Source organism: Variovorax sp. TLI9-5A (genome assembly GCF_056867935.1).
Window position 1 is genome coordinate 6,722,453 of the sequence record NZ_CP200310.1, and the last position, 13,156, is coordinate 6,735,608.

A 13,156-nucleotide genomic window follows, 5' to 3' on the forward strand; every position below is an offset into this window, starting at 1 on the left:
GAGGCAAGGCCTCAGCACCAGAAAAACGGCACCTTCGGGTGTCGTTTTTTTCATGCGCGCGGCTTGGTCTTCCTGGCAGCCGCCTTGAGCGGCACGTCGTCCATTGACAGCTGGCGGAGTTCGCGGCGCAGCTCGCGTTCAAGCTCCTTCTCGGTCGGCAGGTGCAGCTGATAGCGGCTGGTGAAGATGTTGCGCTCCTGCTGCTCGCCCAGGGTGTACTTCACCACGGCATCGTTCTTGTCCGGACAGAGGATGACGCCCAGTGTCGGGTTGTCGCCTTCAGTGCGGCGCTCGCGGTCGTAGTAGTTCACGTAGAACTGGATCTGGCCGAGGTCGCCATGGGTGAGCTTGCCGACCTTGAGATCGATGAGCACGTAGCACTTGAGCACCGTGTGATAGAAGACCAGGTCGATGTAGAAATGGTCGCCGTCGATGGTGATGCGCTCCTGGCGCGACACGAATGCAAAGCCCTTGCCCAGCTCCAGAAGGAAGGTCTGCAGGTTCTCGATGAGCGCTTGCTCCAGCCTCGATTCGACCAGCTTCGGCGACTCCGGCAAGCCCAGGAATTCGATGACCATCGGGTCCTTCAAGACATCGAGGGGCTGCATCACCTCCTGGCCATGCGTTGCCAGCCGCATCAGGCCCTTCTTGTCCTTGCTCTTGGCCAGGCGGTCATACAGCAGGCTGGACATCTGGCGTTGCAATTCGCGCACCGACCACGCGCTGCGGATGGCTTCGATCTCGTAGAAGGCTCGCGCCTCCGGGCGCGCCGCGCGCAAGAGCTGACGGTAATGGCTCCACGAAAGTGACGGGTGCAGCGTTCCCGGACGCCAGCCTGCAGGGGCATCCGATTTCCGAGACGCCGTCTCGGAATTGGGCTGAAGAGTCGGCGCCAACGCTGCGGACGATTTCCGATACGTCGTCTCGGAAATCAGCTGCGGATAGTCCAGATAGAACTGCCTGAACGCTTCGAGGTTGTCGGCGGAATAGCCGCGGCCGAACTCGGCCGTCAGTCGCGTCGACAGATCGGCGAGCAGCTTGGCGCCATAGCCCGCGCGCCGCCTCCCTCGCTGCTCTTCCTCGACGATCTCGCGCCCGGTCAGCCAATTGGCAGCCACCTGCGTGGTGTTGACCGTGCGGACCACGCTGGCGCGTGCGGCATCGAGGATCTCGCGCACGCGGCTGAAAAGCGGTCGGGCAGTTTTCTTGGGTTCCGGCTTGGCCGCACGGGTACGGGAAGTAGTGGAAGGCGTTGGCAATGCAGCGACTCTGAAGGGTTGTGCGGAAATTATGGAGGGCGCCGCCTTCGCGGGTCGAACCCGAACAGGGCGTCGCCACCGTGACCATGCACCTGATGATCAACTAGCATCATGACCGCACCAACCCTCCTGGCCTCTCGCCCTCAATGAATCCGAACGCGGCACCCAAGCCCGCGGAGCAATCCGGCAACTCCAGCCCAAGCTCACGCCTTTCCCGTTCCTCCTCCGCGGCCGCCATGCTCGTGGCCCTGGCCACCGCCTTCGCCCTGAGCCAGGCCTTCCGCACCGTCGGCGCCATGATGGCCACGCCGCTCACCAGTCACTTCGGGCTCACGCCGCAGCAGCTGGGCACCTGGGCGGGCACCTTCCACTTCATGTTCGGGATCATGCAGCTCGCGATGGGCGTTTCGATCGACATGTTCGGCGTGCGCCGCACGGTGCTGACGGCCTTTCCGCTGGCCATCGCGGGTGCGGCGCTGTGCGCGATGGCGCCGAACTTCCATGCGCTGCTGCTGGGGCAGGCGCTGATCGGCGTGGGCTGCGCGCCGGCCTTCCTGGCCTGCACGGTGTTCATCGCGCGGCACTTCGATGCCTCGCGCTTCACCGCGATGTCGGGGCTGGTGATGAGCCTGGCCGGGATGGGCATCCTTTTCACGGGCACGCCGCTGGCGCTGCTGATCGAGGCTTCGTCGTGGCGCGTGGGCTATGCGGTGCTGGGCGCGTTCGCGGTGCTGTCGTGGCTGATCATCTTCTGGCGTGTGCGCGAGCCCGCGCGCGCCGGGGATCATGCGGACCGCGCAAACACGGAGCCTACGGAGCGCCAGTCGCTGCGCAAGGCCGTGCGCGAGCTGCTGCCGCTGTTCGCAATGCCGCACACGCTGGGCTTGCTGTGCTTCGCCTGCGTGTCGTATGCCGCCTTCATCACGCTGCGCGGGCTGTGGCTCGGCCCGGTGCTGCATGACCGCCACGGCCTCTCGCTGGTGGCCAGCGGCAACGTCGCGCTGGTGATGACGGTCGCCGGCATGATCAGCCCCACGCTCTTCGGCCGCATGGACCCGGGCGGCGTGCGCCGCACGCGCTGGATGATGGGATGCGCCTTCGCCGGTGCGCTGATGTTCGGCGCGATGGCTTTCACGCATTCGCCTCTGGTGGACATAGGCCTGCCGATCATCTACGGCCTACTGTCGGGCTACAGCGTGCTGCAGTACGCGTACACCAAGAACGCCTACCCGGCAGCCATGACGGGGCGCGCGATGGCGCTGATGAACATGGCGATGTTCCTCGGCGTCTCGCTGATGCAGTGGACCACCGGCGTGGCCGCGTCGTGGGCCGTGGCGAACGGCGTGGAGCCGTTCCGCGCGGTGTTCCTCACGGTGGCGGGTATGCTGGCCGCGGGCAACCTGGCGTTCTTCCTGCTGCCGCGCGCGCCGGCGCGGGCCGCCTCGGCGCAGCTCAGCGCTTGATCGCCAGCATCAGCACGCCGCCCGCGATCATCGCCACGCCGGCCCACTCGCGGCCGGAAGGACGCTCGCCGAGGAACATCACCGCGAAGAGCACCACCAGCACCACGCTGAGCTTGTCGACCGGCGCGACGCGAGAGGCGTCGCCCACCTTGAGCGCACGGAAGTAGCAGACCCAGGACGCGCCCGTCGCGAGCCCCGAGAGCACGAGAAAGAGCCAGGTGCGCGGCGACAGCTGCAGCGGGTTCGTCCACTTGCCGGTGGCGTTCACGAAGACCAGCAGCACCGCGAAGATGACCACGGTGCGCACCAGCGTCGCCATGTCGGAATCGACGCCGGCCAGGCCCAGCTTGGCGAGGATGGCCGTCAGCGCGGCGAAGACGGCCGAGAGGGCGGCCCAGAGGAACCAGTTGGAGGCGGTGGTGCTCATGGCGGCTGCTTTCGTCGATGGCGAGGAAGTCGCCATCATCCGCGATCGGACGCCGCCGAGTCAGGCCTCTTCGCCCAGCCGTGCCCGGATCTCCTTGCGGCTGAGTTGGCGCTTGGTCGCGGCATAGACGTCGGGTCGCCCATACATGGCCTGGTTGCTCGATACGCCGAAAGCCGGCCGCCCCCAGGCACAGGAGGTCTTGACGAAGCAGCGTCGCAGAACGTCGAAACGCTTGTCCCAGACACCCGGCGCCGTCATCGGCGGCGTGGGCGCCAGCGTGATCTCGTACCAGTAGCCGTCCACGCGGTGCCATTGCGTGAGTTCGTCGATCACGATGAAGGACTCCTGCTGCTTGCCGACTCGCTGCGCGTGCTCGGTTCGGTCCCATTGGCGTGCCAGAGAAAGATGACGGTTAGGCAGCAAGATGCCGGTGGCTGGGTGCACAAACAATTCGACTTGCGAAGCCTGGCGTAGCGGAGCGAGGCTGCCGTCGCTCCACCAGCGCGATCGCACCCACACCTCGCCGTCGCGCATCTCGGCCCTGCGCTCCACGAAATTGTCGATGTGCTCGAAGATGTGCGCCTGCACGGTGCTGCGTCGATCGATGCCGCTGCACAGCTCCGAATACACCTTGTCCCAAGGCCGGTGCACCTGCTTGTGCAGCCAGCGCTTGAGCGGCGCGAGGTTTTCGTTGAGCCACTTCCGATGCTTGTAGCCGCGCTTCATGCCGATGCGCGATCCCGCTTCGTTGCTGTTGCGCCAATTGCGCCCATCGCCCTGCACGCGCCAACCCGTTCTGGGCCGCTCGACGATGACCTTGTCCATGTCGTCACGCATCGTCGCCCCTCCCCCTGAAGTCTCGCACTGCCTTCTGCAACGCCACCTTCTGCGCGCGCCGCTCGGCGCTGTGGGTGCGCAGGTGGCGCCCCGCCTTCTGGCTTGCTTCGCGGCGCGCCAGAGCGGCCACCACGGGATTGCGAGGTGCCGCGTTCGGCACCGAAAAATAGAACCGGCCCAGACGCTTGTCGTCGTCGCGAGCCCTTCGTTGAGCACTCATGTGCACACACTCCGAAAAACAGAAAGGCCCCGGCGAATGGCTGCGCGGGGCCTTTGTCGATAGGCCTCGGCGGATGCGTGGATGCACATCGGCCGGGGCGGTCGGTGTGCGGGTCAGGTGTTCAGGAAACGGTTCATTGGATTGGTGTGGCGCCCGGGAGGTTGATCGTCACCGGGCGCGGTGGGAGCAAAAACTGTTGCTGAAAAACGAAGGGCGGATTCTGTAGCCAGCGCCTTCGATGCGCAAGCGCCGCGCCTGCCTGGTGTGGTGCAAAGCCTACGTACGAGGCGAACGAATCCAATCGCGCGCCGGCGACGTATCAGTTGCAAGCGCATCGCGCCTCCGAGCTGTTGGCGGTTTCCACAGAGAGCCTCGAGAACCATCCATCTTTCCAGGAGACTTCCATGAAGAAACTCGTGATCGCAGCCAGTGTCTCTGTCCTTCTCGCAGCCTGCGCGGGCGGCATGGGCATGAGCGGCAGCGGCAGCGGCGCATCGAACCCGATGGTCGGCGGCGCGCCGATGTATCCGACGAAGGACATCGTCGACAACGCCGTCAACTCGAAGGACCACACCACGCTGGTCGCCGCAGTGAAGGCCGCGGACCTCGTCGGCACGCTGAAGAGCCCCGGCCCCTTCACCGTGTTCGCACCCACCAACGCCGCCTTCGCCGCGCTGCCCGCCGGCACTGTCGACACGCTGCTCAAGCCCGAGAACAAGCCCACGCTGACCAAGGTGCTGACCTACCACGTGGTGCCCGGCAAGCTCGACGGCGCGGCGCTGATGAGCGCCATCAATGCAGGCGGCGGCAAGGCCATGCTGAAGACCGCGAGCGGCGGCACGCTCACCGCGACGATGAGCGGCGGCAACGTGATGGTGACCGATGCCAAGGGCGGCACGGCGATGGTGACGATCGCCAACGTCTACCAGTCCAACGGCGTGATCCACGTCGTGAACAAGGTGCTGCTGCCGGGCTGATCGTCCGCGTCATCCGCTGCGCTGCGCGGCCTCGGCCTCGTCGCGCAGCCATTGCGCGAAGTCCTGCGCGTCGCGGTTGCCCGCGGCGCGCCTGGACATCTCGATGAAGTAGCCGCGATGCGAGGCAGCGCCCTCGCCCAGCGGCGCCACGAGCCGGCCATCGCGCACCAGTTCGCTCAGCAGCGGCAGCCGGCCGATCACCACGCCCTGCCCCGCCACAGCGGCGGACACGGCATCGGCGTACTGCGTGAAGCGCAGCGTGCTCTTCATGCGCAGGTCTTCCAGCCCCATCACCTTGAGCCAGGGCTCCCAGTCGGCGGTGGGCGCCTCGCTGTGGTCCGGGTACTCCACGGTCAGCAGTGTGAGCTTCGAGAAATCGGAAAGCTCGCGCAGCGATGCCGCTAGCCGCGGCGAGCACAGCGGAATCACCGACTCCTCGAACAGCGCCGGCCCCGCGCCACGGCCGATGGGCACGAAGCGCACCGCGAGGTCGATGCGGCTGCTTTCCAGGTCGAGCACGTCCAGCGTGGCCGACACGCGCACGTCGACCTGCGGATGGCTGCCGGTGAAGCGCGCCAGCTTCGGAATGAGCCAGATCGACGCGAAGCCCGGCGTGGTGGTGATCGCCACCTGGCGCGGCGCCGAGCTCGCGCGCACCCGCGCCGTGGCGTCACGCAGGCGTTCCAGGCTGTCGGTGACGGCGCGCTGCAGCACGCCGCCGGCCTCGGTGAGCGACAGCGCGCGGTGACGCCGCTCGAACAGCAGCACGCCCAGGCTGGCTTCCAGCTGCTGGATCTGCCGGCTCACGGCCGACTGCGTGAGGTGCAGCTCGCCGGCCGCCAGCGTGAAGCTCAGCCGGCGCGCGGCCGCCTCGAAGCTGCGCAGCAGTTCGAGCGGGGAAGCTCGCCGCCGGTCGTGCTGGCGGCTTTCGCATTCTCTGGGCGCATGCAATGAGTTCCGAATGACCGTGTGCAAGGAGGGCTTCGGCTCACTATATTCATTCGCATAGTGAATGCAATGGAGCTTGCCATGAGCACCTCTTCCGCCTCCTCGACCGCCACCTCGTCTTCTTCTCCCGCCGTGACCTTCTCGTCCAGCACTTCCCGCTTCCACGTCAGCCTGCCGAAGCGCTCGGTCTTCGCCGTGCCCGACGGCGCAGGCGTGGGCATCGAATGCCGCAGCGGCTCGGTGTGGGTGACGATCGACAGCGACACGCGCGACATCGTGCTGGAGCCCGGCGAACGCTTCGAGAGCACCGACCACCGGCGCGTGCTGGTGTCGGCGCTGGAGTCGTCGTGCATCACCGTGTCCGACGCGCAGCCGGCCGCGATGCCGCTGCGTTCGCGTGATGCCGGCGCATGGTCGCCATGGCGACTTCGCCTCCACGGGTTGTCCCCGGCTTGACCGGTCCCCATGCGCATCGAACCATCGATGCCATGAGTTCCGACACCACTGCACAACCCTTCATCCTCCAGGAGCAGGCCGACGGCATCGCGACGCTGACGCTGAACCTGCCCGCCAAGCTCAACCCCATTGCGCGCGATCTGCAGATCGAATTGCGCGACGCGCTGGAGCGCATCCGCGACGACCGGTCGGTGCGCGCCGTGATTCTCACCGGCGCCGGCAAGGCCTTCTGCGTGGGCGCCGACCTGAGCGCGATGGCGCCGCCCGAAGAGGGCAAGTCGCTCGGCACACAGACCGCCGAATGGATGCAGAGCCTGAGCAACCCGCTGATCGAGACGCTGCGCACGCTGCCGGTGCCGGTGGTCGCGGCGGTGAACGGCCCGGCTGCTGGCGCGGGCGTGGGCCTGGCGCTCGCGGCCGACGTGACCATCGCGGCGCGCAGCGCCTACTTCTACCTGCCCTTTTTGCCGAAGCTCGGCATCGTGCCGGACCTGGGCTGCACCTGGGCCATTCCACGCCGCGCGGGCCGTGCGCGCGCCATGGGCATGGCATTGCTCGACGAGCGCGTGGGCGCGGGCCGCGCGGTGCAGTGGGGTCTGATCTGGGCCTGCGTGGACGACGAGCAGCTGCTCGAAGAGGCAAAGAGCATCGCGCAGCGCCTGGCCCGCCTGCCGGCGCACGCGGTGCTCGAAGCACGCGAAGCCTTCGAGGCCTCGGAGCACCACACGCTGAAGGAACAGCTGCACTACGAGAGCGAGCGCCAGCGCGAGCTGATCGACCGGCCCAGCTTCCGCGAGGGCGTGAGCGCCTTCCTGCAGAAGCGCCCGCCAATCTTCGAGAGCCGCTGACATCCCGACACGCCGCGGTACTGGCGCCCGCCGGAGGGCTGCAGGACAATCCCGCGCATGTCCATCCCCAACGCCTTCTACGCCCAGTCGGGCGGCGTCACCTCGGTCATCAACGCCTCGGCGTGCGGCGTGATCGAGACGGCGCGCCGGCACCCCGAGCGCATCGGCAAGCTCTACGCCGGGCGCAACGGCATCATCGGCGCGCTGGCCGAGGAACTGATCGACACCGGCGCCGAATCGGCCGGGGCCATCGCGGCGCTGCGCACCACGCCCTCGGGCGCCTTCGGCTCATGCCGCTACAAGCTCAAGTCGCTGGAAAAGAACCGCCGCGAGTACGAGCGGCTGATCGAGGTGTTCAAGGCGCACGGCATCGGCTACTTCTTCTACAACGGCGGCGGCGATTCGGCCGACACCTGCTTCAAGGTGAGCCAGCTCTCGCAGTCGATGGGCTATGCGCTGCAGGCCATCCACGTGCCCAAGACCATCGACAACGACCTGCCGCTGACCGACTGCTGCCCGGGCTTCGGCTCGGTCGCGAAGTACGTGGCGGTGTCGACCATCGAGGCTTCGTTCGACGTGCGCTCGATGGCGGCCACCTCCACCAAGGTGTTCGTGCTCGAGGTGATGGGCCGGCACGCGGGCTGGATCGCGGCGGCCGGCGGACTCGCCGCTGACCAGGGCATTCCGGTGGTGGTGCTGTTTCCCGAGATCGAGTTCGACAAGCCGCGCTTTCTCGCGCGCGTCGACGAGCTGGTGAAGCAGCACGGCTACTGCTCGGTGGTGGTGTCCGAGGGCTGCCATCACCCCGACGGAACATTCCTTGCCGAACAGGGCACGCGCGACGCCTTCGGCCATGCGCAGCTCGGCGGTGCCGCGCCGGTGGTGGCGCAGATGGTCAAGGAAGCGCTGGGCCACAAGTTCCACTGGGCCGTGGCCGACTACCTGCAGCGTGCCGCGCGCCACATCGCATCGGCCACCGACGTGCGGCAGGCCTACGAACTGGGACAGCGCGCGGTCGAGCTCGCGCTGGAGGGCCGCAACGCGGTGATGCCGACCATCGAGCGCATCTCCGACGCGCCCTACACCTACCGCCTCGGCAGCGCGCCGCTCGAATCGGTCGCCAACGTCGAGAAGCCGATGCCGCGCGACTTCATCTCGGACGACGGCTACGGCATCACCGAGAAGTGCCGCCGCTACCTGCTGCCGCTGATCGAGGGCGAGGATTACCCCGCCTACAGCGGCGGCCTGCCGGTGTACGCGACGCTGCGCAACGGCATCGTCGCGAAGAAGCTGCCGCCTTTCGAGATTTCATGATGGCCACCACGGTGGAGGCCCCAGCTGGCCTGATCGACGCCACGCGCTGCCCGCTGTGCGGCGAGCCGAACCGCTGCGCGATGGAGATCGAGCGCGAGACAGGCCAGGCGCAGCCGCCCTGCTGGTGCATGCAGGTCGACTTCAGCAAGGCGCCTCTCACGAACCTGCCGGAAGAGATGCGCGGACTCGCATGCATCTGCTTGCGCTGCGCGACGGGCGAGTCGCCGCCTCAGGGCTGACCGGAGCTTTGCGATTGCGTCTGTGCTTGCACCTGCCCGGGTGCAGGGTCGGCCACATCGCCAGCCACCACCATCGTCGGCGCATCACCCGGCCGCTGCTGCGTGATCACGCGGTGGATGAACTGCAGCTTGCCCACCGCCACGCGCGGCAGCACGAAGGGGTAGTAATCGGGCTGGCCCATGCTGCGCGACAGTTCGTTGAGCACGTTGGTGAGCAGCACCCAGCCGTTGATGAAGTCCAGGAACTTGCCGGCATCGGGATCTTCCGGCTGCCACAGATCGTCGAGGGTGAACAGGTCGCTCGCGAGCTCGACGTTGCTCGCGTCCACGCCGAAGCTCATCGCGGTGTCGGCCGTGTCGGCCATGTGCAGGTAGTGGGCCCATGTCTCGGCCCAGTCTTCCCACGGGTGGGTGCTCGCGTAGCTGCTCACGAAGCGGTCGGCCCAGTCGGGCGGCGGGCCCTGCTCGTAGTGCGTCTGCAGCGCGGCGGCATAGTCGGCGCGCTCGTCGCCGAAGAGGGCGCGGAAGTCGTCGATCCACTGCGTGGGCTGCACCAGCAGGTCCCAGTAGTAGTGGCCGACCTCATGGCGGAAGTGGCCCAGGAGCGTGCGGTAGGGCTCGCGCATCTCGGCGCGGATGCGCTCGCGCACGGCGTCCTCGGCCTCCTCGGCGTTGAGGGTGATCACGCCGTCCTGGTGGCCGGTCATCACGTGCGGGCCGCCCGGCGTGTTGCTCAGGAAGTCGAAGGCCAGGCCGTGAATGGCATCGGCATGGCGGCTCACCACCGGCAGGCCCAGCGCGAGCAGCTGCGAGATCAGCCTGCGCTTGGCGGCCTCGAGCTTGCGCCACAGCTCGCCGTTGCCTTCCACCGAGAGATCGGGAATGGTGCGCGTGACGCTGCAGGCCAGGCAGTAGCCCGGTGCGAGGCCATGCGTGTCGGGCGGCAGTTGTTCGCCTTCGCGCGCGGCGGGCACCATCCAGTTGCAGCCGGCCGGCGTCATGAAGTTCGTGCAGCGGCGGTAGGTCTTGCCGTGCGGATCGCCGAACACGGTGAAGGTGTCGGGCTGCGCGCCTGCGCCTTCGGCGGGCGCGAGCGGCATCACGCCGAGCCGCTCGATCACGTAGCCCAGCGGCGTATGGCAGGCCAGGCATTCGCTGTTGCGCAGGAACACGGGGCGTTCGCACTGACAGCGGTAGGCACGGCTGACGGTGGGCGCGGCCAGCTCGGCTGCAAGCGTGGACGCGCCTTCCGGCTCGGCGGGAGCAACCGGCCGGGCGTTGGCTTGCTCGTCGGATGAAGCGTTCATGCCATTGTTGTCTTGATTCATCTTCTTGATCTTGACGCGGAGGGGACAGCGCCTGCATTTTGCGGCTCGCCCGTGCGATCCCCGCCGTGCAAAGCCCGATATGCTTGTAGGACGACGGACCCGAGACATTCCGCCGCCCCATGACCTCCCCACAGCCCCAAGAAGCCGCGAGCACGCCGGCCCCGCCCTCCATCGGCACGATGCGCCAGCGCTATGGCGAACGCTACCGCTGGTACCTGCTGCTGTCGGTGATGGTGGGAACGATGGCGTCGATCATGTCCTCGACCATCGTCAACGTGGCCATTCCCGGCATGAGCCACCACTTCTCGCTTGGCCAGGAGCGCGCCCAGTGGGTGAGCTCGGGCTTCATGGTGGCGATGACGGTGTCGATGCTCACCACGCCGTGGCTGCTGTCGCGCTACGGCTACCGGCGCACCTATGTGGGCACGATGCTTCTGCTGCTGGTTGGCGGCATCGTGGGCGGCCTGGCCAACGACTTCTCGCTGGTGCTCTTCGCGCGCGTGGCCGAGGGGCTGGCGGCGGGCGTGGTGCAGCCCATTCCGGCCATCATCATCCTGCGCGCCTTCGAGCCGCACGAGCAGGGGCGCGCGAGCGGCATCTTCGGCATGGGCGTGGTGCTGGCCCCAGCTGTGGGGCCGAGCATCGGCGGCGTGCTGGTCGACCTGTTCGGCTGGCGCTCGATCTTCTTCATGGTGGTGCCGTTCTGCCTCGCGTCGCTCTGGCTGGCCTACAAGTTCGTGCCCAAGACCGCGCCCGGCGGCGTGGCGGCCACGCGCGGCGACGGGCTCGACGCACGCGGACTGGCGCTGGGCACTGTCGGCACGCTGTGCCTGCTCAACGGGCTGGTGGCGCTGCGCGGCGATTCGCCGCTGCAGGCGGCGCTGCTGCTGGCGGGCGCGCTGGCCTCCTTCGGCGTCTTCGTGTGGTGGCAGCGACGGCTCGCGGCCTCGGGCGGCACGCCGCTGATGAACCTCGCGCTCTTCCGCTACCGGCAGTTCGCGATGGGCAGCGTGGTCGCCTTCATCTACGGCACGGCGCTGTTCGGCTCGACCTACCTGCTGCCGGTGTACATGCAGGTGGGGCTGCATCTTTCCGCATCGCATGTGGGCACCATCCTGCTGCCGGCGGGCATCGTGCTGGCGCTGACCATCGCCGGCGTGGGCCGGCTGGCCGACAAGCATCCGACCTGGGTGCTGGTGACGATCGGGCTCGTGCTGCTGGCAGCCTCGTTCGCGCTGATGATGGTGCTGCGGCTCGACAGCGCGCTGTGGCTGCTGGTGGCCTTCGCGATCATCGGGCGCATCGGGCTGGGCTTCATCCTGCCCTCGCTCAACCTGGGCTCGATGCGGCCGCTGGCCAAGCCGCTGATCCCGCAGGGCGCGAGCGCCATCAACTTCGTGCGCATGCTGGGCGGCGCGGCCGGCGTGAGCCTGTGCGCCATCGTGCTCGAGTGGCGGCTGGCGGCGCATGGTGATTCGCTGGCCAATCCGATGAGCAGCCCGGCGCGGCTGGCGGCCTTCGACGAGGTCTTCGCGATGCTCGCCGGCCTTTGCGCGCTGGCCATCTGCGCAGCGTGGCAATTGCGCCGCCCGCCACAGTCAGGGTAAGCACCAAGTAGTACGAAAGAACCCATCGTCTCTAATTGTGAGAATTTGTTAAATCAGTTGGGATGGGTCTTACATGCAACGCAGAAGTTTTATCGCCTCGACGGCCGTGGCGGCCGCCGGGCTCGCTCGGCTCTCTTCCGCGCAAGCCGCCGAAGCGGGGGTGAGCGACAGTGAAATCGTGCTCGGCAGTTCGGCCGTGCTGAGCGGGCCGCTCGGATCGCAGATCAAGGTCGTGCACAACGGTGCCGCGCTGGCGTTCGATGCCGTCAACGAACAGGGCGGCGTGAACGGGCGCAAGATCAAGATGGTGGCGCTGGACGACGAGCTGAAGGCCGACAAGGCGGTAGAGAACTACACCAAGCTGCTGAACGACCATCGCGTGTTCGCCTTCTTCGGCTGCGTGGGCTCGGGCACCACGGCCGCCGCGGCCAAGCTGCTGCAGCAGAGCGGCGCGCCCAGCGTGGGCGGCTACGGCGTGGGCGACAGCGCGCGCGAACGCGTCGCGGGATCGGCTTACTTCGTGCGTGCCAGCAACGCCCGTGAAGCGCAGGCCCTGGTCGAGCACTTGGCGACCATCGGTGTGAACAAGATCGCAATCGCTCACCTCGACAACCCCGGCGGCGCCGAGGCGGTCAAGCTGATCGAGGCGGCCATGGTCCCCCACAAGCTGGTGCCGACGGCCAAGGTGGTCGCCAAGGGCGACGGCTCCGACGCCGCCGCCGCCGGCAAGGCGCTGGCCGACAGCCAGTCGCAGGCCATCCTGATGTACCTGGCCGGCACCGTTGCCGGCGAGGTGATCAAGGCCACCTACGCCGCCGGCAGCAAGCCGATGTTCTACGGCATGTCGATCGTGCCGGGCGAAGTCACGGCCAAGGTGGTGGCCCTGCAGGCGGGCGGCCTCGCGATCTCGCAAGTCATGCCCTATCCCTGGGGCGAGGTGGAGACGGTGACGCGCGACTATCGCCGGCTGGCGGAGCGGGCACAGGTACCGGTGGGTTACGGCAGCTTCGAGGGCTACCTGAACGGGCTGGTGATGATCGAGGCACTCAAGCGCGCCGGCCGCGACCTGACGCGCGCCCGCCTGCATGCGACGCTGCGCGCGCTCAAGTTCCGCCTGGCCGGCATGGACATCGATTTCTCGACCGGCAACACCACCGGCTCGCGCTTCATAGAAATGGTGCGCGTCACGCCCGAGGGCCGCTTCGTGCGCTGAGCGGCGAGCGGATCCGCCGC

The 13,156-nt window shown here is 67.7% G+C and carries 14 protein-coding genes; 8 read left to right on the top strand and 6 right to left on the bottom strand.

The annotated features are described in order from the left end of the window. Positions 1–50 precede the first annotated feature (50 nt). A complete protein-coding gene (locus AC1VNX_RS31965; RefSeq protein WP_483161532.1) occupies positions 51–1,178 on the bottom strand; it encodes a PDDEXK nuclease domain-containing protein in 1,128 nt (375 codons plus the stop codon). Positions 1,179–1,405: 227 nt separating this feature from the next. Here AC1VNX_RS31965 and AC1VNX_RS31970 point away from each other — a divergent pair, with 227 nt between their 5' ends. After that, complete coding sequence (locus tag AC1VNX_RS31970; RefSeq protein WP_483161533.1) at positions 1,406–2,722, top strand: MFS transporter; 1,317 nt, start codon at positions 1,406–1,408, stop codon at positions 2,720–2,722. Here the strand turns inward: AC1VNX_RS31970 and AC1VNX_RS31975 are convergent. Genes AC1VNX_RS31975 through AC1VNX_RS31985 form a run of 3 tightly spaced genes read right to left on the bottom strand, consistent with a single transcriptional unit; the run spans position 2,712 to position 4,206 of the window. Then, the gene (locus AC1VNX_RS31975) at positions 2,712–3,149 is read right to left on the bottom strand and encodes an EamA family transporter (protein ID WP_483161534.1); all 438 of its coding nucleotides are present in this window, start codon (positions 3,147–3,149) and stop codon (positions 2,712–2,714) included. The two genes, AC1VNX_RS31970 and AC1VNX_RS31975, sit on opposite strands and share 11 nt — an antisense overlap. Before the next feature lie 60 nt (positions 3,150–3,209). Continuing rightward, positions 3,210–3,986, bottom strand: a complete 777-nt coding sequence (locus AC1VNX_RS31980) for a hypothetical protein (protein WP_483161535.1) — start codon at positions 3,984–3,986, stop codon at positions 3,210–3,212. Then, the gene (locus tag AC1VNX_RS31985) at positions 3,979–4,206 is read right to left on the bottom strand and encodes a hypothetical protein (RefSeq protein WP_483161536.1); all 228 of its coding nucleotides are present in this window, start codon (positions 4,204–4,206) and stop codon (positions 3,979–3,981) included. The genes AC1VNX_RS31980 and AC1VNX_RS31985 overlap by 8 nt, the downstream gene beginning before the upstream one ends. 404 nt (positions 4,207–4,610) lie before the next feature. Here AC1VNX_RS31985 and AC1VNX_RS31990 point away from each other — a divergent pair, with 404 nt between their 5' ends. Next, the gene (locus AC1VNX_RS31990) at positions 4,611–5,183 is read left to right on the top strand and encodes a fasciclin domain-containing protein (RefSeq protein ID WP_483161537.1); all 573 of its coding nucleotides are present in this window, start codon (positions 4,611–4,613) and stop codon (positions 5,181–5,183) included. Positions 5,184–5,192: 9 nt separating this feature from the next. Here AC1VNX_RS31990 and AC1VNX_RS31995 read toward each other — a convergent pair whose 3' ends face one another. Continuing rightward, positions 5,193–6,134, bottom strand: coding sequence for a LysR substrate-binding domain-containing protein (locus tag AC1VNX_RS31995; RefSeq protein WP_483161538.1), 942 nt, complete (start codon positions 6,132–6,134; stop codon positions 5,193–5,195). Positions 6,135–6,212: 78 nt separating this feature from the next. Between AC1VNX_RS31995 and AC1VNX_RS32000 the strand changes: the two genes are divergently transcribed. From AC1VNX_RS32000 to AC1VNX_RS32015, 4 genes are read left to right on the top strand one after another with little or no spacing between them, the layout of a single operon-like run. Continuing rightward, positions 6,213–6,587, top strand: coding sequence for a DUF2917 domain-containing protein (locus tag AC1VNX_RS32000; protein WP_483161539.1), 375 nt, complete (start codon positions 6,213–6,215; stop codon positions 6,585–6,587). 32 nt (positions 6,588–6,619) lie between these two features. Then, positions 6,620–7,435 carry an enoyl-CoA hydratase-related protein gene (locus tag AC1VNX_RS32005; protein ID WP_483161540.1) on the top strand — a complete coding sequence of 272 codons (816 nt, stop codon included), beginning with the start codon at positions 6,620–6,622 and terminating at the stop codon, positions 7,433–7,435. A gap of 57 nt (positions 7,436–7,492) precedes the next feature. Next, complete coding sequence (locus tag AC1VNX_RS32010) at positions 7,493–8,749, top strand: 6-phosphofructokinase (protein WP_483161541.1); 1,257 nt, start codon at positions 7,493–7,495, stop codon at positions 8,747–8,749. Next, positions 8,746–8,988, top strand: a complete 243-nt coding sequence (locus AC1VNX_RS32015) for a cysteine-rich CWC family protein (RefSeq protein ID WP_483161542.1) — start codon at positions 8,746–8,748, stop codon at positions 8,986–8,988. The genes AC1VNX_RS32010 and AC1VNX_RS32015 overlap by 4 nt, the downstream gene beginning before the upstream one ends. Here AC1VNX_RS32015 and AC1VNX_RS32020 read toward each other — a convergent pair. Next, the gene (locus AC1VNX_RS32020; protein ID WP_483161543.1) at positions 8,979–10,295 is read right to left on the bottom strand and encodes a zinc-binding metallopeptidase family protein; all 1,317 of its coding nucleotides are present in this window, start codon (positions 10,293–10,295) and stop codon (positions 8,979–8,981) included. The genes AC1VNX_RS32015 and AC1VNX_RS32020 overlap by 10 nt on opposite strands. A 140-nt stretch (positions 10,296–10,435) precedes the next feature. Here AC1VNX_RS32020 and AC1VNX_RS32025 point away from each other — a divergent pair, with 140 nt between their 5' ends. After that, a complete protein-coding gene (locus tag AC1VNX_RS32025) occupies positions 10,436–11,923 on the top strand; it encodes a DHA2 family efflux MFS transporter permease subunit (RefSeq protein WP_483161544.1) in 1,488 nt (495 codons plus the stop codon). A gap of 73 nt (positions 11,924–11,996) precedes the next feature. Beyond that, positions 11,997–13,136 (top strand): ABC transporter substrate-binding protein, encoded by a 1,140-nt coding sequence (locus tag AC1VNX_RS32030; RefSeq protein WP_483161545.1) that lies wholly within the window; start codon positions 11,997–11,999, stop codon positions 13,134–13,136. The last annotated feature ends 20 nt before the right edge of the window (positions 13,137–13,156 follow it).

Coding starts and splice junctions, on each gene's coding strand:
- AC1VNX_RS32000 (WP_483161539.1), top strand. CDS start 6,213: ATGAGCACCTCTTCCGCCTCCTCGACCGCCACCTCGTCTTCTTCTCCC.
- AC1VNX_RS31985 (WP_483161536.1), bottom strand. CDS start 4,206: ATGAGTGCTCAACGAAGGGCTCGCGACGACGACAAGCGTCTGGGCCGG.
- AC1VNX_RS31970 (WP_483161533.1), top strand. CDS start 1,406: ATGAATCCGAACGCGGCACCCAAGCCCGCGGAGCAATCCGGCAACTCC.
- AC1VNX_RS32020 (WP_483161543.1), bottom strand. CDS start 10,295: ATGAACGCTTCATCCGACGAGCAAGCCAACGCCCGGCCGGTTGCTCCC.
- AC1VNX_RS32010 (WP_483161541.1), top strand. CDS start 7,493: ATGTCCATCCCCAACGCCTTCTACGCCCAGTCGGGCGGCGTCACCTCG.
- AC1VNX_RS32005 (WP_483161540.1), top strand. CDS start 6,620: ATGAGTTCCGACACCACTGCACAACCCTTCATCCTCCAGGAGCAGGCC.
- AC1VNX_RS31990 (WP_483161537.1), top strand. CDS start 4,611: ATGAAGAAACTCGTGATCGCAGCCAGTGTCTCTGTCCTTCTCGCAGCC.
- AC1VNX_RS31980 (WP_483161535.1), bottom strand. CDS start 3,986: ATGCGTGACGACATGGACAAGGTCATCGTCGAGCGGCCCAGAACGGGT.
- AC1VNX_RS32030 (WP_483161545.1), top strand. CDS start 11,997: ATGCAACGCAGAAGTTTTATCGCCTCGACGGCCGTGGCGGCCGCCGGG.
- AC1VNX_RS32025 (WP_483161544.1), top strand. CDS start 10,436: ATGACCTCCCCACAGCCCCAAGAAGCCGCGAGCACGCCGGCCCCGCCC.
- AC1VNX_RS31975 (WP_483161534.1), bottom strand. CDS start 3,149: ATGAGCACCACCGCCTCCAACTGGTTCCTCTGGGCCGCCCTCTCGGCC.
- AC1VNX_RS32015 (WP_483161542.1), top strand. CDS start 8,746: ATGATGGCCACCACGGTGGAGGCCCCAGCTGGCCTGATCGACGCCACG.